The organism is Pseudomonas brassicacearum (assembly GCF_003732265.1).
Lineage (GTDB): Bacteria > Pseudomonadota > Gammaproteobacteria > Pseudomonadales > Pseudomonadaceae > Aquipseudomonas > Aquipseudomonas brassicacearum_D.
Genome location: NZ_MOBK01000008.1, coordinates 247919 through 274675 on the forward strand (window position 1 = coordinate 247919; position 26757 = coordinate 274675).

Annotated in this window: 15 protein-coding genes, 1 pseudogene and 1 riboswitch; of the genes and pseudogenes, 7 read left to right on the forward strand and 9 right to left on the reverse strand. The window is 60.3% G+C overall.

Annotated features, from left to right (window positions below):
* Positions 1-186: 186 nt before the first annotated feature.
* Positions 187-8394, forward strand: a complete 8208-nt coding sequence (locus BK660_RS33130; RefSeq protein ID WP_259698523.1) for a M10 family metallopeptidase C-terminal domain-containing protein — start codon at positions 187-189, stop codon at positions 8392-8394.
* A 114-nt stretch (positions 8395-8508) separates the two neighbouring features.
* Here the strand turns inward: BK660_RS33130 and BK660_RS22185 are convergent, their stop codons facing one another.
* The 5 genes from BK660_RS22185 to BK660_RS22205 all read right to left on the reverse strand — a co-directional run bounded on the left by BK660_RS22185 (position 8509) and on the right by BK660_RS22205 (position 17707).
* Positions 8509-11247: a winged helix-turn-helix domain-containing protein gene (locus BK660_RS22185; protein WP_123435093.1), complete on the reverse strand. Its 2739-nt coding sequence runs from the start codon at positions 11245-11247 to the stop codon at positions 8509-8511.
* A 362-nt stretch (positions 11248-11609) separates the two neighbouring features.
* Positions 11610-12974 carry a DUF1329 domain-containing protein gene (locus BK660_RS22190; protein WP_123435094.1) on the reverse strand — a complete coding sequence of 455 codons (1365 nt, stop codon included), beginning with the start codon at positions 12972-12974 and terminating at the stop codon, positions 11610-11612.
* 28 nt (positions 12975-13002) lie between these two features.
* Positions 13003-14904 carry a DUF1302 domain-containing protein gene (locus BK660_RS22195; protein ID WP_123435095.1) on the reverse strand — a complete coding sequence of 634 codons (1902 nt, stop codon included), beginning with the start codon at positions 14902-14904 and terminating at the stop codon, positions 13003-13005.
* A 337-nt stretch (positions 14905-15241) separates the two neighbouring features.
* Positions 15242-16924: a fatty acid--CoA ligase gene (locus BK660_RS22200; protein ID WP_123435096.1), complete on the reverse strand. Its 1683-nt coding sequence runs from the start codon at positions 16922-16924 to the stop codon at positions 15242-15244.
* A 153-nt stretch (positions 16925-17077) separates the two neighbouring features.
* Positions 17078-17707 (reverse strand): LysE family translocator, encoded by a 630-nt coding sequence (locus tag BK660_RS22205; protein ID WP_027925991.1) that lies wholly within the window; start codon positions 17705-17707, stop codon positions 17078-17080.
* 279 nt (positions 17708-17986) lie between these two features.
* On the opposite strand from BK660_RS22205, the gene BK660_RS22210 reads away from it, so the two are divergent.
* The 3 genes from BK660_RS22210 to BK660_RS22220 all read left to right on the forward strand — a co-directional run bounded on the left by BK660_RS22210 (position 17987) and on the right by BK660_RS22220 (position 20823).
* Positions 17987-18952: a 2-hydroxyacid dehydrogenase gene (locus BK660_RS22210; protein ID WP_123435097.1), complete on the forward strand. Its 966-nt coding sequence runs from the start codon at positions 17987-17989 to the stop codon at positions 18950-18952.
* Positions 18953-18985: 33 nt separating this feature from the next.
* Complete coding sequence (locus tag BK660_RS22215) at positions 18986-19984, forward strand: class I SAM-dependent methyltransferase (protein WP_123435098.1); 999 nt, start codon at positions 18986-18988, stop codon at positions 19982-19984.
* Positions 19985-20024: 40 nt separating this feature from the next.
* Positions 20025-20149, forward strand: a riboswitch (yybP-ykoY riboswitch).
* A 92-nt stretch (positions 20150-20241) separates the two neighbouring features.
* Complete coding sequence (locus tag BK660_RS22220) at positions 20242-20823, forward strand: TMEM165/GDT1 family protein (RefSeq protein ID WP_123435160.1); 582 nt, start codon at positions 20242-20244, stop codon at positions 20821-20823.
* A gap of 123 nt (positions 20824-20946) precedes the next feature.
* On the opposite strand, the gene BK660_RS22225 is transcribed toward BK660_RS22220, so the two are convergent.
* Positions 20947-21762, reverse strand: a complete 816-nt coding sequence (locus tag BK660_RS22225) for a M48 family metallopeptidase (RefSeq protein WP_123435099.1) — start codon at positions 21760-21762, stop codon at positions 20947-20949.
* 1302 nt (positions 21763-23064) lie between these two features.
* On the opposite strand from BK660_RS22225, the pseudogene BK660_RS33650 reads away from it, so the two are divergent.
* Together BK660_RS33650 and BK660_RS33655 are read left to right on the forward strand one after the other, a co-directional pair.
* A pseudogene (locus tag BK660_RS33650) lies at positions 23065-23262 on the forward strand (HAMP domain-containing protein); the annotation flags it as partial.
* A 111-nt stretch (positions 23263-23373) separates the two neighbouring features.
* On the forward strand, positions 23374-24117 hold the full coding sequence (locus BK660_RS33655) for a methyl-accepting chemotaxis protein (RefSeq protein ID WP_371916308.1): 744 nt from the start codon (positions 23374-23376) through the stop codon (positions 24115-24117).
* Between the two features lie 112 nt (positions 24118-24229).
* Here the strand turns inward: BK660_RS33655 and BK660_RS22235 are convergent, their stop codons facing one another.
* The 3 genes from BK660_RS22235 to BK660_RS22245 are packed head-to-tail and all read right to left on the reverse strand — an operon-like array spanning position 24230 to position 25344.
* Positions 24230-24853 (reverse strand): SOS response-associated peptidase, encoded by a 624-nt coding sequence (locus BK660_RS22235; RefSeq protein WP_123435101.1) that lies wholly within the window; start codon positions 24851-24853, stop codon positions 24230-24232.
* A 35-nt stretch (positions 24854-24888) separates the two neighbouring features.
* Positions 24889-25149 (reverse strand): putative signal transducing protein, encoded by a 261-nt coding sequence (locus BK660_RS22240; protein WP_123435102.1) that lies wholly within the window; start codon positions 25147-25149, stop codon positions 24889-24891.
* Positions 25150-25161: 12 nt separating this feature from the next.
* The gene (locus tag BK660_RS22245; RefSeq protein WP_123435103.1) at positions 25162-25344 is read right to left on the reverse strand and encodes a CPXCG motif-containing cysteine-rich protein; all 183 of its coding nucleotides are present in this window, start codon (positions 25342-25344) and stop codon (positions 25162-25164) included.
* Between the two features lie 142 nt (positions 25345-25486).
* Here BK660_RS22245 and BK660_RS22250 point away from each other — a divergent pair, with 142 nt between their 5' ends.
* The gene (locus BK660_RS22250; protein WP_185045169.1) at positions 25487-26650 is read left to right on the forward strand and encodes a 1-acyl-sn-glycerol-3-phosphate acyltransferase; all 1164 of its coding nucleotides are present in this window, start codon (positions 25487-25489) and stop codon (positions 26648-26650) included.
* Positions 26651-26757: the final 107 nt, after the last annotated feature.

A 26757-nucleotide genomic window follows, 5' to 3' on the forward strand; every position in this document is an offset into this window, starting at 1 on the left:
CAGAAGGCAATGAACGGTGCTCAGGATTCTACGCCACTCGCCGATACAGATCGCCAGGCCAATTACTTGACGTCAGCAAAAGAAAAGTAGTGGCAAAATGATGTCAACTGTGCCGATTCTGGTGCAGAATTGTACTTTTGTAGCGGCCGCATCCAGGAAGGGCCGCAGCGCACTCAGGAATTTCGCATGCCTACTCCTTCTGGTTTCTCGTTTAGCTTAACTTCTTCACTGACCGGCGTTAAAGCAGTCGACAGCCTGCTGGCCGGATCCTATTGGCTGGGGTCCAACTGGCCCATCGGCGGAACGACAAACCTGAGCTACAGCTTTGTTGCGCCGAACACGTCTTACTTCGTGACCAACTACAGCCCGGATAACGAGTACAAGGCGATCTACACCCTGAGTTCCGATCAACGCGGTGCGATTATCAATGCACTGGCGACCTGGAGTTCCGTTGCAAATATCAGCTTCACACAGACCACCGATGACATTACCAATGTCGGTGATTTGCGATTTGGTGGTTACTCGCTGATGAAGGACCAGGCGGCTGCCTGGGCCTACATTCCGTCCAATTCGCCAAAGGGTGGTGACGTGTGGATCGGCGATCCAAGCGATCCATACCCGATTAAAGGTTCTTACGACTACCTGACCTTCATCCACGAAATCGGTCATGCCATCGGGCTCAAACATCCGTTTTCGCCTAACGCCCTGAACTCCACGATTCTCGACCCGTCGCTGGACGATGTGCGTTACACCGTCATGAGTTACAACAGCAACTACTCCTATCTGCCGACGACACCGATGGTCCTGGACATCCTGGCCATCCAGTCGCTGTATGGGGCCAACACCCATTACCAGGCGGGCGACACGGTCTATCGCTGGGACTCCTACAAAAGCGTTTTCGAGACCATTTGGGATTCGGGTGGCACCGACACGATCGATGCGAGCAACCAACTGAGCGGTGTCAGCCTGGACTTGAATGAGGGCGCCTTCAGTTCGATCGGTATCGCCTTCGACTATTACGCAGACGGGACCACTTACGCCTTCAACAGTGGACTTGCGATTGCTTTCGGCAGCCAGATCGAAAACGCCACAGGTTCAACCTTCAACGACATTTTGAAAGGCAACGCCCTGAACAATGTCCTGGATGGCGGAACAGGTGCAGACATCATGTCTGGCGGCGCCGGTAACGATACTTACTACGTAGACAATGTCGGTGATGTCGTCAGCGAGACAGGGACTTCCCCCACGGAAATCGACTCGGTCATTTCCACTGTCAGCTACAACCTCACCTTCAGCCCCAATGTCGAAAACCTGACGTTGCTGACCAATGGCAACCTCAATGCGTACGGCAACGCTTCGAACAACACGCTCACGGGTAATGCCGGCAACAACATCCTTGATGGTGGCACAGGCGTCGACACGCTCATCGGTGGCGCCGGGAATGACACTTACATTGTCGACAACACCAACGATGTCATCATCGAAACCAGCACCCAGGTGAGCGAGATCGACACCGTGCAGGCCTCGGCGAGCTTTACCCTGAGCGCCAACCTGGAAAATCTGACGCTCACCGGCACCGATACCATCTACGGCATCGGCAACACCCAAAACAACGTACTGATCGGCAACACCGGCAATAACATCCTCAACGGTGGCGCCGGTCTCGACACGATGATCGGCGGCAGGGGCAATGACGAGTACATCCTTGACCAGAGCGGTGAACTGTCCCTGATTCAGGAAAATGCCAACGAAGGGAACGACACGCTTTATCTCACTTACAACGCGACCGCCCAAGACAGCACCGTCAATCTGGGTGTCGGCAACCTGCAAAATTTCGAAAACGTCCAGGTGCTGGGGACCGGTGCATTTAATGTGATCGGCAACGACCTGGACAACGTTCTGACCGGCAACGCGTCGGTCAACACACTGCAAGGCGGTTTGGGCAACGACACCCTCAATGGTGGTGCCGGCGCCGACCTGCTGGTCGGTGGAGTCGGCAACGATACCTACGTCGTTGACGACGCTGCAGACTCGGTGGTCGAAGCGGCAAACGAAGGCACCGACCTGGTCCAGACCAGCATCAGCTACACCTTGGCTGCCAACGTCGAGAACGGCCAACTGTTGGGCAACGCGCAAATCAACCTGACCGGTAACGAACTGAACAACAGCCTTGCCGGCAACAGCGCAAACAACATCCTCGATGGCGGTGCCGGCGCGGACATCATGGAAGGTGGTGCCGGTAACGACACCTATTACGTGGATAACGTCGGCGACGTGGTCACCGAATACATTGTCTTCCCCGATCAGGTCGATACGGTTATCGCCTCTATCGATTACACCCTGGGCAATAACGTCGAGTACCTGACCCTCACCGGCAGCACCAACCTCAATGGCACCGGCAACAGCCTCAACAACGTCATCACCGGCAACTCCGGCAATAACATCCTGGATGGCGGCGCGGGCACCGACTGGTTGATCGGCGGCACTGGCAATGACACCTACGTTGTCGATAGCACCTCCGACACAATCATCGAGACCAGCACCCTGGTCGGCGAGATCGACAGCGTGCTGGCCTCCGCGACCTTTACACTGGGCGCCAACCTGGAAAACCTGACCCTCACCGGCAACGCCAACATTGATGCGGTCGGCAACACCCAGAACAACGTGCTGACCGGCAACGCCGCCAACAACACCCTCAACGGCATGGAGGGTGCAGACACCATGAACGGCGGCGCCGGCAACGACGCCTATGTGGTCGACAACATCGGCGACGTGGTCATCGAGCAAGGCACCTCGCCCTCGGAAGTCGACACGGTCTACTCCTACATCGATTACACCCTGGGCACCAACGTCGAGAACCTGACCCTGATCGGCGCCAACGTCAACGGCACCGGCAACAGCCTCAACAACACACTCAAGGGCAGCGCCGGCAATAACGCCCTGGATGGCGGCGCAGGCGCCGACTTCATGGCCGGCGACACCGGCAATGACACTTACATTGTCGACAACATCGGCGATGTGGTCAGCGAAACCAGCACCCTGGCCAGCGAAATCGACACCGTGCAGTCCTCGGTGACCTTCTATCTGGGCGCCAACCTGGAAAACCTGACGCTCACCGGCAACGGCAACATCAATGGCACCGGCAACAACCTCAACAACACGTTGATCGGCAACGCCGGCAACAACGTTCTATTCGGCGGAGCAGGCGCCGACTTCATGGCCGGTGGCGCCGGCGAAGACCTTTACTACGTCGACAACGTCGGTGACGTGGTCAGCGAAACCAGCACCGTGGTCGGTGAAATCGACACCGTGTCTTCCATAGTGACCTTCACCCTGGGCGCCAACGTCGAGAACCTGGTCCTCGGCGGCAATGCCAACCTCAACGGCTATGGCAACAACCAGAACAACGCAATCTACGGTAATGCCGGCGACAACATTCTCGACGGCATGGGTGGCGCGGACACTCTGGATGGCGGCGCCGGCAACGATAGCTATGTGGTGGATAACGTCGGCGACGTGATTATCGAGCAAGGCACTTCGACTTCGCAAATCGATACCGTCTACGCCTATGTCGATTACACCCTGAGTGCCAACGTCGAGAACCTGACCCTGATCGGCGCCAACGTCAACGGCACCGGCAACAACCTGAACAACACACTCAAGGGCAGCGCGGGCAACAACATCCTGGATGGCGACGCGGGTGCCGACTTCATGGCCGGCGACACTGGCAATGACACCTACATCGTCGACAACGTCGGCGATGTGGTCAGCGAAACCAGCACCCTGGCCAGCGAGATCGACACCGTGCGCGCTTCGGTGAACTGGACCCTGGGCGCCAATCTGGAAAACCTGACGCTCACCGGCAGTGCCAACCTCAACGGCAGCGGCAACACCCTGAACAACGTGCTGACCGGTAACGATGGCAACAACATTCTGGACGGTGGCCTCGGCATCGACACGATGATAGGCGGCAAGGGCAACGACGCCTACGCCCTGGATCAGAGCGCTGAGCTGACGCTGCTACAGGAAAACGCCAACGAAGGGACCGACACGCTTTACCTCGCGTACAACGCCACCGCCCAGGACAGCGTGGTCAATCTGAGCGCGGGCAATTTGCAGAACGTCGAAAACGTCGTGCTGGTGGGGACCGGGGCCTTTACCGTCATTGGCAACTCGCTCGACAACACCCTGACCGGCAATGCCTCCAGCAACACACTTCAGGGTGGTGCAGGTAACGACATACTGGATGGTGGCGCAGGCGCAGACAGCTTGCAGGGTGGCACGGGCAACGATATCTACCTTGTCGATAACATTGCCGATACCGTGGTCGAAGGCGCCAATGAAGGGACCGACCTGGTAAAAACCACGGTCAGCTATACCCTTTCCGACAACGTCGAGAACCTGACCCTCACCGGCAATGCCAGCCTCAACGGCTATGGCAACAGCCAGAACAACGTGCTGACCGGCAACGCCGGCGACAACATCCTCGACGGTATGGCCGGCGCGGACACCCTGGACGGCGGTGCCGGCAACGACGCCTACGTGGTGGACAACATCGGCGACGTGGTCATCGAGCAAGGCACTTCGGCCTCGGAAATCGACACGGTCTACTCCTACATCGATTACACCCTGGGCACCAACGTCGAGAACCTGACCCTGATCGGCGCCAACGTCAACGGCACCGGCAACAGCCTCAACAACACACTCAAGGGCAGCGCCGGCAACAACCTCCTCGATGGCGGCGCGGGCGCCGACTTCATGGCTGGCGACACTGGCAATGACACCTACATCGTCGACAACGCCGGTGATGTGGTCAGCGAAACCAGCACCCTGGCCAGCGAGATCGACACCGTGCGCTCGTCGGTTAACTACGCCCTGGGCGCCAACCTGGAAAACCTGACCCTCACCGGCAGTGCCGACCTTAACGGCAGCGGCAATACCCTGAACAACGTGCTGACCGGCAACGACGGCAACAACATCCTCGACGGTGGCCTCGGCATCGACACCATGATCGGCGGCAAGGGCAATGATGCCTACGCCCTGGACCAGAGTGCCGAACTGACCCTGCTTCAGGAAAACGCCAACGAAGGGACCGACACCCTTTACCTCACCTTCAATGCGACCCAGGGCAGCGTGGTCAACCTGGACCTGAGCAACCTGCAAAACGTCGAAAATCTCCTGTTGCTCGGCACCGGCGCTTTCACGGCCTACGGCAACAGCCTGGACAACACCATCACCGGCAACGCCAGCGACAACATCCTCGACGGCAAGGCCGGCGCGGACACGCTGATCGGTGGTGCCGGCAACGACGCCTACGTGGTGGATAACGCCGGCGACGTGATCGTCGAGCAAGGCACCTCGGCCTCGGAAATCGACACGGTCTACTCCTACATCGATTACACCCTGGGCACCAACGTCGAGAACCTGACCCTGATCGGCGCCAACCTCAACGGCACCGGCAACAGCCTCAACAACGTCCTCAAGGGCAGCGTCGGCAACAACCTCCTGGACGGCGGCGCGGGTGCCGACTTCATGGCTGGCGACACCGGCAATGACACCTACATCGTCGACAACGTCGGCGACGTGGTCAGCGAAACCAGCACCCTGGTTGGCGAGATCGACACCGTGCGGTCCTCGGTAAGTTTCACATTGGGCGCCAACGTCGAGAACCTGACCCTCACCGGCAATGCCAGCCTCAACGGCTATGGCAACAGCCAGAACAACGTGCTGACCGGTAACGCCGGCGACAACATCCTCGACGGCATGGGCGGCGCGGATACCCTGGACGGCGGTGCCGGCAACGACGCCTATGTGGTCGACAACATCGGCGACGTGGTCATCGAGCAAGGCTCTTCGGCCTCGGAAATCGACACGGTCTACTCCTACATCGATTACACCCTGGGCACCAACGTCGAGAACCTGACCCTGATCGGCGGCAACCTCAACGGCACGGGCAACAGCCTCAACAACACACTCAAGGGCAGCGCCGGCAACAACATCCTCGATGGTGGTGCGGGTGCCGACTTCATGGCCGGCGACACTGGCAATGACACCTACATCGTCGACAACGCCGGCGATGTCGTCAGCGAAACCAGCACCCTGGCCAGCGAGATCGACACCGTGCGCTCTTCGCTGAACTGGACCCTGGGTGCCAACCTGGAAAACCTGACCCTCACCGGCAGCGCCAACCTCAACGGCACCGGCAACAACCTCAACAACGTGCTGATCGGTAACTCGGGCAACAACATTCTTGATGGCGGTGCAGGCGCCGACTTCATGGCCGGCGATACCGGCAATGACACTTACTTCGTCGACAACGTCGGCGATGTGGTCAGCGAAACCAGCACCCTGGTCGGCGAGATCGACAGCATAGTGTCGTCGGTGACCTTCGCCCTTGGTGCCAACGTCGAGAACCTGACCCTCACCGGCAGTGCCGGCATCAATGCGATCGGCAATACCCAAAACAACGTGCTGACCGGTAACGCCGGCGACAACATCCTCAACGGCATGGAGGGTGCTGACACCATGGACGGTGGTGCCGGCAACGATGCCTATGTGGTGGACAACGTCGGCGACGTGGTCATCGAGCAAGGCACTTCGGCCTCGGAAATCGACACGGTCTACTCCTACATCGATTACACCCTGGGCACCAACGTCGAGAACCTGACCCTGATCGGCGGCAACCTCAACGGCACGGGCAACAGCCTCAACAACACACTCAAGGGCAGCGCCGGCAACAACCTCCTCGATGGCGGCGCGGGCGCCGACTTCATGGCTGGCGACACTGGCAATGACACCTACATCGTCGACAACGTCGGCGATGTGGTCAGCGAAACCAGCACCCTGGCCAGCGAGATCGACACCGTGCGCTCGTCGGTTAACTACGCCCTGGGCGCCAACCTGGAGAACCTGACCCTCACCGGCAGTGCCGACCTTAACGGCAGCGGCAATACCCTGAACAACGTGCTGACCGGCAACGACGGCAACAACATCCTCGACGGTGGCCTCGGCATCGACACCATGATCGGCGGCAAGGGCAATGATGCCTACGCCCTGGACCAGAGTGCCGAACTGACCCTGCTTCAGGAAAACGCCAACGAAGGGACCGACACCCTTTACCTCACCTTCAATGCGACCCAGGGCAGCGTGGTCAACCTGGACCTGAGCAACCTGCAAAACGTCGAAAATCTCCTGCTGCTCGGCACCGGCGCTTTCACGGCCTACGGCAACAGCCTGGACAACACCATCACCGGCAACGCCAGCGACAACATCCTCGACGGCAAGGCCGGCGCGGACACGCTGATCGGTGGTGCCGGCAACGACGCCTACGTGGTGGATAACGCCGGCGACGTGATCGTCGAGCAAGGCACCTCGGCCTCGGAAATCGACACGGTCTACTCCTACATCGATTACACCCTGGGCACCAACGTCGAGAACCTGACCCTGATCGGCGCCAACCTCAACGGCACCGGCAACAGCCTCAACAACGTCCTCAAGGGCAGCGTCGGCAACAACCTCCTGGACGGCGGCGCGGGTGCCGACTTCATGGCTGGCGACACCGGCAATGACACCTACATCGTCGACAACGTCGGCGACGTGGTCAGCGAAACCAGCACCCTGGTTGGCGAGATCGACACCGTGCGCTCGTCGGTAAGCTGGACCCTGGGTGCCAACCTGGAAAACCTGACCCTCACCGGCAGCGCCGACCTCAATGGCAGCGGCAACACCCTGAACAACGTGCTGACCGGCAACGACGGCAACAACATACTGGACGGTGGCCTCGGCATCGACACGATGATCGGCGGCAAGGGCAACGATGCTTACGCCCTGGACCAGAGTGCCGAACTGACGCTGCTACAGGAAAACGCCAACGAAGGTATCGATACGCTTTACCTCACCTTCAATGCCACCGCTCAGGACAATGTGGTCAATCTGGCGACCAGCAACCTGGTCAACGTTGAAAATATCCTGCTGCTGGGAACCGGGGCTTTTACTGCGTTGGGCAATAGCCTGAACAACTCGATCACCGGCAACGGTCAAAACAACATCCTCGATGGTGGCGCGGGCGTCGACACCCTGACCGGCGGCGCGGGCTCCGACACGTTCGTGTTCGGTGCTGTCAATCAGATGGGCACCGGCGCCAACCGCGATGTCATCACCGACTTCAGCAGCCTGCAGGGCGATAAAATCGATCTGACCAAATTCGATGCCGACCTGTTGCAAAGTGGTTTCAACGGTTTCACCTTCATCGGTGCCAATGAATTCACAGGCGCAGGACAAGTGCGTTTTGTCGACCACGTTCTGTCGGGCAACGTCAGCGGCAACGCAGGTGCCGACTTTGAAATCCAGCTGGTGGGCGTCAACACCTTCAGCGCCAATGATTTGGTGGCATAACGGTGTAATCGCGCTGGAACCTCCCGGCCTGTCAAACAGGTCGGGGGATACAAACAAAAACGCCCCGACTGGTTCGGGGCGTTTTTTGTTTTCAGATATCCGTACAGATATCCCCTAGGCCAGCACGCCCAACGCCTTCGCCCGAGCCACGGCTTGCGTGCGCCGCTCAACCCCGAGCTTGCTGTTGATGTGGCTGGCGTGGGTCTTGACCGTGTGCAACGAGATGAACAGTTGATCGCTGATTTGCTGGTTCGAACAACCTTGGGCAATCAGTCGCAGCACCGCCAGTTCACGGGCGCTGAGCTGTTCTGCCCCCGCACATGACTCCACGGCCGGGCGAACGGCCACGATCGGTAATTGTTCCGCAAGGTTCTGCGAAAAAGCAGTTGGGGGACAGGTTTGAAGTTGCCCACGCAGCCATTCCGGATGTTCAGCGAGCAACCCGTCGAACGGTTGCAACACGCCGCCCGCCGCCGCTTCCAGCGCCTGAACCAGCGCCTTGCGGGCCTCGGGCTCGCGTCCGCTGGTCAGCAACAAGGTTACTTTTTGAGTCAGCGCCATTGCGCAGAGCAATTGCCGTCCGGTTTGCTGTCCATGTTCAAGCAACGCATTCAACCGGCCCTCGGCGAGCATCGGTTGCCCTTGAATGACTTCCAGCAAGGCCTGCTGCAACTCGATATGCAGCGGCAGCTGTGGATGAAACTCCGGCGGCGCGGCGGCGTGCTCGCCATTGTAGGTCTGGCCGAGACGCGCCAGCCAGGCCTCGGCCAGATCGGTGCGCCCCTGGGCCAGCCAGAGTTCGCATTTGACCAGGGTGATCATCGCCAGATAGTAAATCGGTGGCACGTCCCAGATGTGCATCAGCCGCTCGGCTTCGGCCAGTTCGGCGAAGGCTTTGGCAAACTCGCCACTGTTGCCCTCAAGCCGGGCGATCACGCAATGGCCGAGCAATACGCTGATATCGCGACAGGCCCGTGCTTCACTCAAACCGGCTTGCAAGCGTGCCCGCGCGACCTGCGGTTGCAGGTGCATGGCCAGCAGGAAACCCTCATACATGGTCAGCCGGGCGCGTACGGCATAAAGCCGTTGCGGGGACAGCCCTTGCAAGCGTTGCAGGCCCTGACGGACCTCTTGCAGCGAACGCAGGATTTCCCCGCGCGCTTGCAGCACACGGGCGCGGTCGTAATGGGCCAATGCTTCAAACAACGGATTACCGACCCGCTGCGCCAATTCCAGCGACTCGCGGTTCAAGTTGCGCGCACGCCACAAATCACCGTCGGCGATGGCCAGGTTGGACAAGGTCGACAGGCACATCAGCCGTTGCCCGTAGCGTTTGGCCGGCAGGCTCTGCAGCGCTTCAGAGCAATAAAGAAGCGTCAGGTCACGGTTGCCGCGCCCGCGAGCGATGATGCCGCTCAGGGCCAGCCACTGCGCCAGCATCGACTTCTGCGCGGTGGCCGAAGGGGCCGGCAGGAAGCGGCTTAAATAGGCAGCCAGTTCCTCGGCGGCGTCCAGTTGACAGGCCAGCCCCAACGCCCAGCTGTAGAGCACGATCAATCGGGGGGTGCTGATCAGCAAACTGTCGGGCAGGTCCATTTTCCAGCGCAACAACATGCCGACATTTTGCTCGGCGAGCAGTTGTTCTTCGGAGAGGTTTTGCACCAGGTTGGCCGCAACGTCCAGATGCCCGGCACGCAACGCCTGCTCCACCGCTTCGTCGAGCAGCCCCTGTGCATTGAACCAGCGACATGCACGCAAATGCAGGCTGGCCGCAGGCACTATCGTCTGTGCGGTGGGCCGGGTGCGCAGCAGGTCGGAAAACAGATGGTGATAGCGATACCAGTGGCCGTGCTCGTCCAGCGGTACCAGGAACACTTGATGTGCCTGGAGGAAACGCAGGATTTCGGCACTGTCATGAGCTTCGCGGACCGCGTCGCAGAGCTCGCTGCAAAAACGCTCCTGGGGTGCCGTGTCGTAAAGGAACTGCTGCACTTCGGCCGGCAGGCAATCGATGACCTCTTCGAGCAGGTAATCGCGAATCAGCCCTTCCCCACCGTGCAGCGCCTGCGGCAACGCACCGTCGGTGCCCGCCTCGGAGGCTGCCAGCAACCAGAATCGCAGCCCAGCGACCCAGCCTTCACTGCGTTGAATCAGGCTTTCCAGCGCCTCGCCACGCAATGAACTGCTGTGGCGATCAAGCAACGTGAGGGCTTCATCGTGGGTCAGTCGAAGGTCCTGCTCATGCAGTTCGAGCAGTTGGCGCGACAGGCGCAAACGGGCCAGGTGCCAGTCCGGGCGCTGTCGACTGGTGACCATGACCAACAAGCCATCGGGCAAATGATTGAGGAAAAACTGCAGGCAACGATCGAGCACCGGGCCTTGCGCAAGGTGGTAATCGTCGAGCACCAGCAGCAAAGGCGTACTCGTCGACAGGTGAACGGCCAATTCGTCCAGCAACCCGTCCAGCCATTCTTCAAAGGCGAACGGCTGATGGCGCTGGCGCATTTTCAGCAGTCCCAGCGCCTGGCTGCCCAGTGTCGGAAAGTAATCCTGGAGCCCTTCGAGCAACCGCTCAAGAAAACGCCCCGGGTCGCTGTCTCGAGGACTCAACCCCAGCCACAGGCTTTGCCAATGAGGTGGCAAGCCCTGACAGAACTCCACTGCCAATGAACTCTTGCCGAACCCGGCGGGTGCGCTGACCAGCAACAGCCTGCCACCGAGACCGGCACTCAGGCGCTCGCACAAACGAGGCCGCAGCACATGGCCGTCGGGCAACGGGGGCCGAAAAAAGCGCCCGTCCAATGCGGCGATGGAAACGCTTGCGGGGCCCGGGGGTGGGGACAGATCAGTCATGGCCGGCTCTTGTTTGAATTGCGGATGGCGGCGTTGCAGATGTCCGCAGACTAGCGGTAAACGGATAGGGAATGAAGGTTATTGCTACAAATGGCTACAAAAAGTCTACAACCAGACGTTGCGGGGCCAGGGATGGCGTTTTCCTTTTAGACCGAGTTGCCCCCTTCGCGAGCAGGCTCGCTCCCACACTGGATCTGCGCAGCCCACACATTTCTATGCCTGCTGAAAACCAACTGTGGGAGCGAGCCTGCTCGCGAAGGGGCCATAGAAGGCGCCGAAAATTCATTGTCCAAATGCCAGACAAAAAAACGCCCCGAACCAGTCGGGGCGTTTTCGAGGATGCGGCCTCTGTTCAGTATGGGTTAACGAACCCCGTCCTGACGCAGTGCGGCCGGTGTGAAGTCACTGGTGGTGGCGGTGAAGCCGAAGTCATACGCCTGTTTCTCTTCGTTCTTCATGCCCAGCGCCAGGTAACGGCCCGATTGCAGGTCGTACAAGGTTTCCAGGGTGTACCACGGCACTTGCACGTTGTAGTACTGCTGGGAGTGAGCTTCCGCCACACGCCACAGCTGGTTACGACCGTCGTAGTGATCGATCACGGCGGCTTGCCAGGTGTCTTCGTCGATGTAGAAGTCACGTTTGGCGTAGATGTGACGCTGACCTTCCTTCAGGGTAGCCACGATGTGCCAGACACGGCGCAGCTCGTAACGGCTCAGGTCCTGGTTGATGTGACCGGCCTTGATGATGTCGGTGTACTTGAGGTTCGGCGAGTCGAGTTTGTAGCTGTCGGAGGCGATGTACATCTCTTTCTTGCCTTCGAGCTTCCAGTCGTAGCGATCCGGTGCACCGTTGAACATGTCCAGGTTGTCGGAGGTACGCAGGCCATCCGCCGCGGTACCTGGCCCGTCATAGGACACTTGTGGCGCACGACGCACACGACGCTGACCGGCGTTGTAGACCCACGCCGAACGCGGCTCCTTCACTTGGTCGAGGGTTTCGTGCACCAGCAGCACACCACCGGCCAGACGTGCCGGCGCGGTCACTTTCTGCTTGAAGTAGAACAGGATGTTGCCCGGGTTTTTCGGGTCGTAGTCCTTCATCTTGTCGCGGAACACGAACTGGTCCTGGAAGTACACCAGGCTGAACGAGCCGTTCGGCTGTGGCGTAGCCTGGGTTACCAGACGGGTCACGCTGCCACCGCGATAGCGGGTGATGTGGTTCCAGATGACTTCGACGCCGCTTTTCGGAATCGGGAACGGTACGGCGGTTTCGAAGTTTTCCAGGCCGTTGCCGCCGGACACGAGGGTTGTCGTGGTGGCGTTCTTCTTGATGGCGGCGAACACGTCATCCGGCACAGTGGAACCGCGATGGGACGGGTAAACCGGCATCTTGAAGGTTTCCGGGTAGCGCTTGAACATCGCGTACTGGCCCGGGGCAAGTTTCTCTTTGTACTGGTCGACGTTCTGCGCGGTGATGGTGAACAGTGGTTTTTCACTGGCGAACGGGTCGGACAGGAACCCTTTGCTGTCGACCGTGCCGGCGTTTTTCGGCATGGGTTTCCAGGCCGGAATCGAACCGTCGGCGTTGCCCGCCATCTCGGCACCCATCGGCGTCAGGCTCTTGCCCAGTTTGTCGGCTTCGGCCGCAGGGACCGCCGCCATCACGCTGGTCGCCAGCAGCGAAAGCCCCAAGACACCGGCGTGGAACAGACTCTTTGTTATTTTCATATGTGTGTTCGTCCTGAATAAACAGTGCTTAGAAGTTCACGCCGACGCTGAGCGCAACAAAGTCGCGATCATCTACGGTGGTGTACTTGCCGTCGAAGAAGTTGGTGTAGGCCAGGCTCGCGGTGTAGGTGTTCTGGTATTCGGCATCGACGCCCAGGCTCACCGCTTTACGACCTTCTTCGAAGTTGCCGCCAGGGCCAGGCGAGTAACCGTCCACGTCGTGGGACCAGGCCACGTTCGGCTTGAGGTTCACGCCGGCGAACACGTCGTTGTATTCCCAGATCGCACGACCGCGGTAGCCCCACGAAGTCGCCGTGGTGAAGCCGTCGTTGTCGCAGTTGCGGCTGCGGTTATTGGTGGCAGCGCCGGGGCCGGCCCCGTTGATGGTGCTGGTGTTGAGTGCAACACAGGTGTCCAGAGCGCCCGAGGCGGGCAGACTGCCAGGACCGTAGACCGGATCGCGGCCATAACGAACGTCAGAGGTGCTTTCCAGGCCGCCAACATGGGTCACGCCCACTTCGCCGACCAGCGTAAGACGGCTGGCACCCATGACCTGATCAAAGAAGTGCGTCAGGGTGGTCTGGAACTGGGTGACTTCCTTACGACGATAACCGTTCAGGTCAGTGCCCGGCGCGGCGGACAGCAACGAAGCGTTGGTCAACGGATTATTCGCGTTGCCGTTGCCCAAAGGACGAATGCCGGCGAACAGAATGTCGGTGGAGTTCAACTGCACCGGTGCGTTCGGACGGTAGCTGATCTCACCGCTCCACGCCGTACCGGTAGGCAGGGTGGTGGAGAAGCTCAAGCCGTACAGGCGAATGTCTTCAGGGTATTCGATGAAGTATTTCGAGTTACCCGCGACCAGCAGCGGCCCCAGTGCCTGGAACGGGCCTGGCAATGCCGCCACGCCGTTGTAGACCGATTGCGGTGCACCCGTGGCGCTGAAGATCGGCGCACGGCTGTGGTAGTTCATGAAGTAGGCACCGAACTCGGTGTCCAGCGGGTCGAACATGTACTTGAAGGACGCGCCCCACTGGCCGCTGTCACGTGCATCACGATCGCCGCCACGCTGGACCAGAACACCTTCTTCGTTGACGTTGACACCGTTGGCTGCCAACGGGCCCAGCGCGATGGCCGGAATCTGCGAGCGCTTGTTCAGCACGCGCAGGTTGTTGTCGCAACCGTCGGCGACGATGTCTGGCTGAGAGAAGAACGTGCCGCAGTTATCGACAACGGTCTGGTCCCATTCCAGCTGGTAGAACGCTTCGGCCGAGAGGTTTTCGGTCAGGCTCTGGGACACGTAGAACATGTTGACCGGGATCAGGCCTTCCTTGATCTCGGCTCCCGGACGACGGAACGCGGACACGTCGATCGGGTTGATCGAGTTGATGCCGCCGCCGATGAATGTACTTTCACCCCAGCTCACGACCTGCTTGCCCAGACGCACGGAGCCCGGCTCATCGGCAACGGTGTAGTTGTGGTAGATGAAGGCGTCGAGGATTTGCCCGCCAGAGGACTTGGCGCCCTCTTTGCGACCGTCGTTTTCGACGTTCTTGAATTCCAGGTTGGTATCTTGCAGTGCGAAGTCGTACCAGTATTTGCCCCGGACAAACACGCCGGTATCGCCGTATTTCAACTCAAGGTCATGGATGCCCTTGAAGATCTTCGAGAACGCTTGCCCGCTCTTGAAGTTCAAGTGTCCGTCATCGGAGGTCTGGGACAGGCCATGCCCGCCGTTGTTGACGCCGATCAGGTTCTTGTTCGGCTGCTGGGTCGAGACGCTCATACCCAGGGACAGCGACGAGTCGAACTGACCTTCGATTTCACCAACGTTGAAACTGACGCCGAATGCAGGCCCGGCGAGCGAAGAGGCGAGACTGACCGCCAGGGGCAATTTCGCCCGGCGCCAGAACTTGTTTACTGATGTCATCGACGCTACTCCATGTGCATTATTGTTATGGCAGTGAGCACTTCTAAAAACGTTGTGGGTGACGGGGAGCCAAGGCGTCCCGAAGTCACTCCAAAATTGCATCGCCCCGTTTTGTGCGTTTGCTCCGTTCTTAAAAATCCTTGAGCGGACTATAGCCAGCAGGTAGTAGAGCTTGATCCCTCTAAAGTGTGATTTGCAGCTGCCGGCCACTCTGGAACAGTCCTTTCGCCAGTCCGACACATGTCGGCACGGCAAGGATGGCTGAAAATTCGGATTACACAAGCCAAGCGCTTGCTTGGTGGGGCTGGCGTGCCCTTTCGGGCACACCAGAGGACGCTTAAAGCGTCGAGAGGAACGCGCTGTTGTTGGCCTGCCATTCAGTGATGTCGAGGCGGATACGCTTCTTGTCGAGCTTGCCGACACTGGTCTTGGGAATTTCAGTAACAAGCGCAATCTGGCTAGGAATTGCCCACTTGCTCAGGTGCCCCAATTCCACGAATGGCTTGAGGTGTTCCTTGAGTTCCCGGGCCCCGATCTCATGCCCTTCGCGAAGAACCAGCAGGGCGAATGGGCGCTCGCCCCATTGCGGATCGGCGATGCCCACCACTGCTACTTCGCGTACCGAAACGTGGCGACTGATCAAGTCTTCGAGGTCCAGGGACGAGATCCACTCGCCACCGGTCTTGATCACGTCCTTGATGCGGTCACGAATGTCGATCACGCCCATGGCGTCCAGCGTCGCCACGTCGCCGGTATGCAGCCAGCCTCCGGCCCAGAGCTCGGCGCCCTTCTGCGGTTCGTTGAAGTAGCCCTCGGTGAGCCAAGGCGCACGCAGCACTAGCTCGCCCTGGGTCTCGCCATCGGCGGGCAGGAAATTGCCGTCGGTGTCGACGATCGCGGCCTCCACCAGGGGCCCCGGCACGCCGGCCTTGATGCGATACGTGGTGCGTTCGTCTTCGCTGCCGGCCATCAATTCATCGTTGAGGTGAGCACACGACACCAGCGGCCCGGTTTCCGACATGCCATACGCCGCCGTCAACTGGATGCCCTTGGCCTTGGCCGCTTCGTACAGCGTGCGGTTCAGCGCACTGCCGCCGATGACGATTTTCCAGCCGCCGAAATCCGTGCCTTGCGCCGCTTTGGCGTTGAGGATCATTTGCAAAATGGTCGGTACGCAGTGAGAAAAGGTGACCTTCTCCTTGTGCCACAGCTCCACCAGGTATTCCGGGTCGTAACGGCCAGGATAAACCTGCTTGAGCCCGAGCATGGTCGCCACATACGGCAAGCCCCAGGCATGCACATGGAACATCGGGGTGATCGGCATGTACACGTCACTGGTGCCCAACAGCCGCACGCTGTCGATGGAGCCCATGATGGTCGACACGCCCATGGTGTGCAGCACCAGTTGCCGGTGGGTGAAATACACACCTTTGGGATTACCGGTGGTACCGGTGGTGTAGAACGTGGTCGCGACGGAGTTTTCGTCGAAGTCCTGGAAGTCGTATTGCGGGCTGGCGGCCGCCAGCAACTGCTCGTACTCGCCGATCAGGTTCGGCAGGTCGGCGGTTTTTTCCGGCAGGTCGGTCAGCAGCAGGGTTTTCTCGACCGTGGTCAGGTGCCCGGCAATCGCCTGGTAAAGCCCCACGAACTCGCTGTTGACCAGCACAAAGCGGTCCTCGGCGTGGTTCATGGTGTAGAGGATCTGTTCCGGCGACAGGCGCACGTTGATGGTGTGAATCACCGCGCCGATCATCGGGATGGCGAACATGCATTCCAGGTAGCGATGGCTGTCCCAGTCCATCACCGCCACGGTATCCCCGGCCTTGACGCCGGCGGCCGTCAGCACGTTGGCCAGCCGGGCGACCCGTTCGATCAGGGTCGGATAGCTGTAGCGCAGCTGGTCGCGGTAAATGATCTCGCGGGTTTTCTCATAACGAGCGCCGGACATCAGCAGCCGCTTGATCAGCAGCGGATACTGGTAAGCGCCTTCGGCTGGGGGGATAACGCGAGTCTGCAACATATGAATCCCTTTTCTGGCTGCACGGTGTTGGCTGAATGAAAGCACTTTAGTGCCCTTCAATGTCAGCCAAATCAGCCAAAGGAATGATTTGCAGAGCCGTACAAATGCTAGCTTTGCGCCAGCATTTGCAGGATATCGAGGATCAACCCGCTATCAATGCATCTCGGTGAACGCGAGTTTCACGCCGATGGCGATCAGCACCACGCCCATGGTGCGGTCGAACCAGTGGCCCATGCGGGCGAAACCGGCGCGCACACGCTGTTGGCTGAACAGCCGCGCCACCAGGCAAAACCACAGCGCCGTCGCTGCCGCGAGGTAAACCCCGTAACCGGCTTGCACCGCCAGTGGCGTGTGCGGATTGATGACCACGGTGAACAACGACAGGAAGAACAGCGTGGCTTTCGGGTTCAGGCCGTTGGTCACGAAACCGGAGGTGAACGCGCCACGGGCGGTGCGCTCGCCGGTTTCCTTATGCAGGTTGTCATCGACAGCCTTGGCCGGTTGCGCGCGCAGGGCCTTGTAGCCGATGTACAGCAGGTACGCGGCGGCGGCCCATTTCAGCGCGTTGAACAACACGATCGACTGGGACACGATCAGGCCGATGCCGAGCAGCGAATAACCGACGTGCAGGAAAATGGCGGTGCCGACGCCCAGCGCCGTCCAGGTGCCGGCCCGCCGACCGTGGGTCACGCTTTCACGCACCACCACGGCAAAGTCCGGGCCTGGGCTGGCCACGGCGAGCAAGTGAATCAGGGCAACGGTCAAGAACTCTGTCCAGTACATAGGGGCTCCTTAGGGCGGATCGAAAGAAAAAATCTGTAGCGAACTTCTCATTGTGGCGAGGGGGCTTGCCCCCGTGCGGCTGCGCAGCAGTCGTAAAAACGGATGACGCGGTATGTCTGACAATTCATAGCCACTTGGGCTGGGGCCGCTATGCGACCCAACGGGGGCAAGCCCCCTCGCCACAGGTTTTGTCGTGGCCCGGCCAATGGGTAACCATTTGTTTCATCTGGTAGGCTCGGCAGATTACGCCTTCAGTTCAATGCACAAAAGGTACAGTTGATGACGAACTCTCGCCGCGCCGTTTTCCTCGACCACCCGTCCCTGGATCTCGGCGACCTCGACCTCCACCCGCTGCGTGATTGCTTCGACGAGTTGCAGCTGTTTGCGCAGACCCTGCCGGATCAAGTGATCGAGCGCCTCAAGGGCGCCACGGTGGCCATCAGCAACAAGATCCTGATCAACGCCGACGCCATCGCCGCCAGCCCCGACCTCAAGCTGATCCTGATCACCGCCACCGGCACCAACAACGTCGATCTCGCCGCCGCCCGCGCCCATGGCGTTACCGTTTGCAACTGCCAGGGTTACGGCACGCCGTCGGTGGCGCAGCACACGATCATGTTGCTGCTCAACCTGGCGACGCGCCTGGCCGACTATCAAAAAGCCGTGGGTGAAGGTCGCTGGCAGCAGGCGAAACAGTTCTGCCTGCTCGATTACCCGATCGTCGAGCTGGAAGGCAAAACCCTCGGCTTACTTGGCCATGGCGAACTCGGCGGCGCCGTCGCACGACTGGCCGAAGCATTCGGCATGCGCGTGCTGTTGGGGCAGATCCCGGGGCGCCCTGCCCGGCCGGATCGTTTGCCGCTGGATCAACTGTTGCCGCAGATCGACGCCCTCACCCTGCACTGCCCGCTCAACGAACACACCCGCCACTTCATCGGCGCCCGTGAACTGGCTTCGATGAAACCCGGCGCCTTCGTGGTCAATACCGCGCGCGGGGGCTTGATCGATGAGCAAGCGCTGGCCGATGCCCTGCGCAACGGCCATCTGGGCGGCGCGGCCACGGATGTGCTGAGCGTCGAGCCACCGACGGCGGGCAATCCTTTGCTGGCCGCTGACATCCCGCGTTTGATCGTCACCCCGCACAACGCCTGGGGCAGTCGCGAAGCACGGCAGCGAATCGTGGGGCAGCTGACCGAAAACGCGCAGGCTTTCTTCAGCGGTACAGCGCTGCGGGTCGTCAGTTGATAAACTGCCGCACTTTTTTTCAAGGAGCAGAGTATGGATCCGCGCAGTGAAGTACTGCTTCGTCAGCCCGAGTTGTTCCAGGGTTCGGTGTTGTTGGCCGGTTTGCCCGCCGACGATCTGCTGGGCCGACTGCCCGCTGCCCACGGTTGGTGCTGGCACGCCGGCGACCAGGCCGCGCTGGACGCCCGTTTCGCCGAGCGCAGCCATTTTGGCGTGAACGCACCCGAGCGTGAGTTCGAGACGGCGGTGGTGTTTTTGCCCAAGTCCAAGGACCTGACCGATTACATCCTCAACGCCCTCGCCTCGCGCCTGGCCGGGCGTGAGCTGTACCTGGTCGGTGAAAAACGCAGCGGCATCGAAGGTGCAGCCAAACAACTGAACCCGTTCGGCAAGCCGCGCAAGCTCGACAGCGCCCGTCACTGCCAGCTCTGGCTGGTCACCGTGGCCAACGCGCCAGAAGCCAAGTCGCTGGAAAGCCTGGCACAGACCTACGAATTGCCACTGGCCGAAGGGCCATTGAAAGTCATCAGCCTGCCGGGCGTGTTCAGCCACGGTCGGCTGGATCGCGGCAGTGCGCTGTTGCTGGAGCATCTGGACAAGCTGCCGAGCGGCCACTTGCTGGACTTCGGTTGCGGCGCAGGCGTGTTGGGCGCGGCGGTGAAGCGTCGTTATCCGCACAATCAGGTGACCTTGCTCGACGTCGATGCGTTTGCCGCGGCCAGCAGTCGCCTGACCCTGGCTGCCAATGGTCTGGAAGCCGAGGTGATTACCGGCGACGGGATCGACGCCGCGCCGATGGGTTTGAGTGCGATCTTGAGCAACCCGCCGTTCCATGTCGGCGTCCATACCGATTACTTCGCCACGGAGAACTTACTGCGAAAAGCGGCCAAACATCTGAAAAACGGCGGCGAACTGCGCTTGGTTGCCAATAGTTTCCTGAAGTACCAACCGCTGATCGAAGAGCACCTCGGCGTGTGCGCCATCAAGGCCGAGGGGCAGGGTTTCAGAATCTACCGGGCCAAACGCGGCTGACAAATAAGTGCTTGCCTAACGGATTTTGCCTAGGCAGAATCCGCTCCGTCCTAGGGGAGTAGTCTCCCACGAGCGCCATGCTCGTCCGGCATACGTCAACATACTTGGTCCTCAGACCATGGCGTATGCGACCCAAGCGTCCGCATCAGACGGATCGCAGGGTTTGACAAGACCTATGACACGAACACCTTACCCGGGGCGGGAAGGCTGTACGTGTCATAGCCGTGTCGACCCGCCCCTTAGGAAAAACCCTGATGATGCTGGATTCACTTCTCGTTCCTACCGCAATCGTTGCCTTGGCCGAAATCGGCGACAAGACGCAACTGCTCGCGCTCATTCTCGCTGCCCGCTTCCGCAAGCCATGGCCGATCATCGCCGGCATCGTCGCCGCGACCCTGGCCAACCACGCGGCCGCCGGTGCGGTCGGTGCCTGGGTCGGCAGCTTCTTCTCGAATGCGACATTGCACTGGATCCTGGCCGCCAGCTTCACCGCGACGGCCTTGTGGACCCTGGTCCCGGACAAGATGGACGACGACGTCAGCACCGCGCGCAAGTTCGGGCCATTCCTGACCACGCTGATTGCGTTCTTCCTGGCAGAAATGGGTGACAAGACCCAGGTCGCCACCGTGATGCTGGCGGCGCAATACCCGGATCTGTGGCTGGTCATCATCGGCACCACCGCCGGCATGCTGATTGCCAACGTACCGGTGGTACTGGCCGGTAACTTTGCGGCGGACAAACTGCCATTGACCCTGATCCGTCGACTGGCGGCGTCGGCGTTCTTCATCCTGGCGATTGTTGCGGTGTACAAGGCTATGCAGAGTAGCGGCTGGGTTTAACCCGGTAGACCGCGTTATCGTTCTTCGTCGGAACGCCGCCCGGAGCCGGCTCGCTCCCACAGTTGACCGCGGTCTAATGGGAGCGGGCTTGCTCGCGAAGGCGTCAGCAGCCTCACAACAGCTTCAAGATTTACGCGCATTCTCATACAACGGCATCACCTTCGGAATCGCCCCTTGCAACGCCGCAGTCCGGCTGCTGGAAGATGGGTGAGTGCTGAGAAACTCCGGTGGTGCCCCCTCGTCAGCCTTGCTCATTTTTTCCCACAGGGTGATCGCCGCATTCGGGTTGTAACCCGCACGCGCCGCCAGCTCCAGGCCGATCAGGTCGGCTTCGTTTTCATTGGTGCGACTGTTGGGCAAGGTCATCAACAGGTTCACGCCGTTATTCCCCACCTCGACAATCGACGCCGGCGCACCCGCCGCTATCGCCACTTGCTGCGCGATATTCAAGCCATAGGATTTGGAGAGTGCTTCACGGCCATGCTCGCGCAAGGCGTGGGCGATTTCATGCCCCATCACCGCGGCCAGTTCATCGTCCGTCAGTTGCAGCTTGTCGATGAGCCCGGTGTACACAATGATCTTGCCGCCAGGACCGCAGTTGGCGTTGAGGTCATCACTCTTGATCAGATTGACCTCCCACTGCCATTGCGCCGCATCCGGGCGAAATGTGGGTGCCTGGGCAATCAGTCGATCGGCAATCGCCTGCACGCGCACGGCTTCGGTACTGGTCTTGTCGAGGATGTTTTTGTTGCTCGCATCCCCCACGGTCTGCTTGTAGTCCTGCGCGTAGGCCTGATTGACCTGTGCGCTCGACAACAATGTGGTCATGTGTTGCTTGCGCACCACACCCACTTCACCCGCACTGGTTGTGTTGACGGTCTCGCAGCCGTTCAGCAGCAAGGCCGAACCCAACACGCACGCCACCAGAGACTTGTTCATCACGGCACTCCTATAAAGCCGCAACCCGACTCGGGACGACGGCAGTAGCAAAAAATTCATACAGCACTGACTGCCTTGCCGCACAAAGGTTCGGCACCTTTCTGATTGCGACACGGGCACGTCCAAAACAGTCATTTCACCCGCCCCCGCTCATGGCTATCCACCCCGCTGCCGATACACCAGCGCAGACGTCCTCTTGCGTGCGGAGCACCCATGAAATTCAAGTCGATCCAGTTTTCCGTGGCCGCCCTCGCCGGCGCCATCGTTCTCAGCGTAGTCGCCGCACTGGTGCTGTACGCGCTATTTTCCGGCGCACGAACGCAAGACATGGTCCAGCAACGGACCCAGGCACAATTCGAGCAAGTCATCGAACAGCGCCTGACCTCCCTGGCGCAAACCCAGGTCAGCCAGATCCAGCGTGAACTTGAAGCGCCGCTGCTGATTGCCGGCGGACTGGTGCGGGTCAACGCCCTGATCGGCACGCCGGGGCCGGACGGCCAGCCGCAGCTGAATGTGAGCCGTGAGCAGTTGATCAGCCTGATCAAGGAAAACGTGGCCAAGAACCCGAAGATCCTCGGCACTTACATCGGCTGGGAAAAGAACGCCCTCGACCAAAACGATGCCGCCTACGTCGACACCAAAGTGACCGGCATCGACGCCAGCAACGGACGCTTTCTGCCGTGGTGGTTCCGCAACGATGACGGCACCCTCGGCCTGGACAAACTGGTGGACGTCGACGACCAGAAAACCCTGTCCACCGGTGTGCGCGCCAGCGAGTACTACCTGTGCTCCAAGGAAACCAAAAAATCCTGCGTGATCGATCCGGCGCCCTACAAGGTCGGCGACAAAATCGTCATGCTCGCCTCCTTTATTGAACCGATCATGCTCAACGGCGCCTTCCAGGGCATCGTCGGCGCCGACCTGTCGGTGAACTTCATTCAGGAAATGCTCCTGGGCGCGAACCAGAAACTGTACAGCGGCGCAGGGGAAATGGCCTTGATCGGCGGTAACGGACGGATCGTTGCCTACACCAAAGACCCAAGCAAATTCGGCGAGAAGGTCAGCGACATCCTCGACAGTCAGCAAATCGCCAACATGAGCAATCTCAAGCGCGGCGAAGTGACCTACACCGTCGACAAGGCCCACGACCGGATCGAGTTGTACCTGCCGTTCGGCATCGGCCAGACCGACGCGCGCTGGACCCTGATGCTGCAATTGCCGCTGAACGCGGTGATGGCCGACCTGCAAAAACTCCAGGGCGACCTCGACGCCCAACGCAAATCCGACACCTTCGGCATGGCCATGGTTGGCTTGTTGATCGCCGGTATCGGCTTACTGGTGATCTGGCTGGTGGGCCACGGCATTGCCCGGCCGCTCAAGCAAATGGTCGCCATGCTCGATGACATCGCCAAAGGCGAAGGCGACCTGACGCGCCGCCTGACCAGTGATCGCGCAGACGAACTGGGCTCGATTGCCAAAGGCTTCAACACGTTCCTCGCCAAGTTGCAGGCGATGATTACCCAAGTCGTGACGTCGGTGCAGAGTGTCAGCGATTCGTCGGAACACACCGCCGACATCGCCATCCGCACCAACATCGGCGTGCAGAAACAAATGGCCGAGATCGATCAGGTGGCCACGGCGGTACATGAAATGACCGCCACCGCCCAGGACGTGGCGCGCAACGCAACCCAGGCCGCGCAAGCCGCCAGCCATGCCGACCAGGCGGCGGCGCAGGGCATGCAGATCGTGCGGGATACCTCGAACTCGATTGGCGTGCTGGCCGTGGAAATCGGCAAAGCTGTGGGTGTGGTGCAAACCCTGGCCAAGGACAGCGAAAACATCAACGCGATCCTTACGGCCATTCGCGGGATCGCCGAGCAGACCAACCTGCTGGCCTTGAACGCGGCCATCGAAGCGGCCCGTGCCGGTGAACAGGGCCGTGGTTTTGCGGTGGTGGCCGATGAGGTGCGCAACCTGGCGCAGAAAACCCAGAAGGCCACCGAAGAAATCCAGACCATGATCCAGCAACTGCAACAAGGCACCCGCGACGTGGTGCGGGTCATGGAAGACAGCCAGAACCGCACGGACGAAAGCGTGCAGCACGCGGCGAAAGCCGCCGAAGCGCTGGAGACGATTACTCAGGCGGTGTCGGTGATCAACGACATGAACACGCAGATTGCCAGTGCGGCCGAGGAACAGAGCGCGGTGGCGGATGACATCAACCGTAACGTGATCAACATCGGGCAAGTGGCCAATGAAGTGGCTGGCGGGGCAGATGAATCGAGCGCGGCGAGTGCCGACCTGACCAAGCTGGCTGAACAGCAGCGGCGGTTGATCAATCAGTTCAAGGTCTGATCCGAAGGCCCCTTCGCGAGCAAGCCCGCTCCCACAAGGGATTTGTGAACGACACAGATCCAATGTGGGAGCGGGCTTGCTCGCGAAGGGGCCGGCACAATCACCACATCACTCAGCCCGGGGTAAGACACTCCGGCGCATTCAGCTTCGGATCATTCACCAGGTTCGCCAGCACCCGCTCGCGCAACGCCGCCGGTTCACTGGCAAGCAAGGCCTGCAAGGTATGCAACGGCGTCTGCGGATCGAGCCACGCCGCCTGCCCCGCCTCATCCAGAATCAATGGCCGACGCTGACTCGCCGCCGGCTGCGTGATCACCGCCGTGCTCAACCACACCTGCTCCTGCACCGGGTACGCTTCCCAAATTGCGGCAAAAAACAGCGAAGAACCTTCGCCCGGCGTCAGCCAGTACGGGCGCTTGCGCGTAGTGCCGCGCCATTCATAGAAACCGTTGGCCGGCAGCAGGCAGCGACGCTCACGAAAGGCCTGGCGAAACATCGGTTGCTCGGCAACGGTTTCGGCCCGGGCATGGGCCGGGGTGCGGGACAGGTCGGTCAGCCACGGTGGCGTCAGGCCCCAGCGGGCGCGGGCCAGTTCACGCTGGCCGTCGGCACCGGCACGCAGCATCAACACCGAATCGTTGGGGGAAATATTCCACTGGGCATGCTGATCGGCAGGGAAACCGGGCAGGGCCGCGAAGGCGGGGTTCCAGCGAAACAGGGCATAACGTCCACACATGGGGCAACACGACTCTGAATAAAACGAACGTCAGCCTAACAGACCAGCGTGCCGGGAAAGCTTTCTGGTTCATCACCGGGCAGCGGCAGCGCGGCATTGTACGCGGTGATCAGCTCGCGGGCGTATTCGGCCTGGTCGTTATCCACCGACAACCCCAACAGGCCGAAGATCGGCAGTTCACCGGTGCCACCGAGCAAATCGCGCCCCACCAGATGCGCCTCGACGCCCTCGCTCGCCAGCATGCTTTGCAGTAACTCGCCTTCCATCAGATTTTCCGGCTCGTAGATTCGCTGCATCGGGTGCCCCTTTCATTCGTTTTCACTGAAAACTTCGAGGTGCCATTCCTCACCATGAACCTGCAACACGAAGGTGATCGGCCGGCAACACACCTGGCAGTCTTCTATGTAGGTCTGATCGCCCCCGGACAGGTCCACCGTCGTCTCGACCCCTTCACCACAATACGGACATTCATACAGTGCGCTTTCCAGCATCGCGGTCTCCCAGGTGACTTGTGCGTATAATCGCCGGTCTATTTGCAGGGCTATTTTTGTCTGGCTATTTTTTCAGACCGTGCCCCGCCGGTTTTTGATCAAAACCTTTACTTACCCTAGCCGTTTCTAACAAGAGAGCATGATGGGCGAATTCGATGCCATCCGACCTTACGACGACAGCGAAGTCCCAGCGGTACTGGACAGGTTGCTTGGCGACAAGGCGTTTCTAGATATCCTCACCCACTTCCGCTTCCCGCGTTTTGCCGGTGCTTTCGGCTGGATGCTCAAACCTCTTATAGCTCATCGGCTGCGCCGCGAGTTCGCTGGCGTGCATTCGGTGGCCACGTTGCAGGACAAGGTCGAGATGTACGTCGACCACACGATTGAGCGCGCCACAGACGGTGTCACCTACACCGGCGTCGAGCAGTTCAAGTCCGGCAGTGCCTATCTGTTCATCGCCAACCACCGCGACATCGTGATGGACCCGGCCTTCGTCAACTACGCCGTGTACCACGCCGGCCTGCCGACACCGCGTATCGCGATTGGCGACAACCTGCTGCAAAAGCCTTTCGTCAGCGACCTGATGCGCCTGAACAAGAGCTTTATCGTGCACCGTTCGATCACCGGTCGGCGCGAGAAGATGGCGGCGTATCAACTGTTGTCGGCCTACATCAACCACTCGATCCGCAACGATTGCGCGTCGATCTGGATCGCCCAGGCTGAAGGCCGGGCGAAAGACGGCGACGACCGCACCGAGTCGGCCATCCTCAAGATGTTCCACATGAGCCGCAAGGACGAGCCGTTCGGCGAAGTCATTCAGTCGCTGAACCTCACCCCGGTGTCGATCAGCTATGAATACGACCCGTGCGATCAGGCCAAGGCCCGCGAATTGTTCATCCGCGCCACCACCGGCAGCTACACCAAAGTGCCGGGCGAGGACGATGTGAGCATTGCCAAGGGCATCACCGGCTACAAGGGCCGGGTGCACGTGAACTTCGCTGCGCCGATCACCGAGCTGTTCGAAGACACCAAGCTATTGGCGATCGAGATGGACAAGCAAATCCTCGGTGGCTATCGCCTGTTCCCGGTGCATTACCTGGCCTACGCCCAATGGCAAGACGCCGACCCGCAATTGCAGGTGCCAAAAGCGTCTGAAGTGTTTGCGGCCGACGAACTGGCCAAGGCGCAGGAAGAATGGAACAAGCGTCTGGAGGGTTGCCCCGAGGAACATCGCCCGTTTCTGGTCCTGCAATATGCGACGCCGGTGCGCAATCAGTACCGGGTGAAGGCCGGGTTGCCGCTGTAAGGCTTACGACTGGATACGACAACGGCGCCCTTGTGTGGCGAGGGGGCTTGCCCCCGTTGGACTGCGCAGCGGTCCCTACTTAGGGTCGCTTCGCAACCCAACGGGGG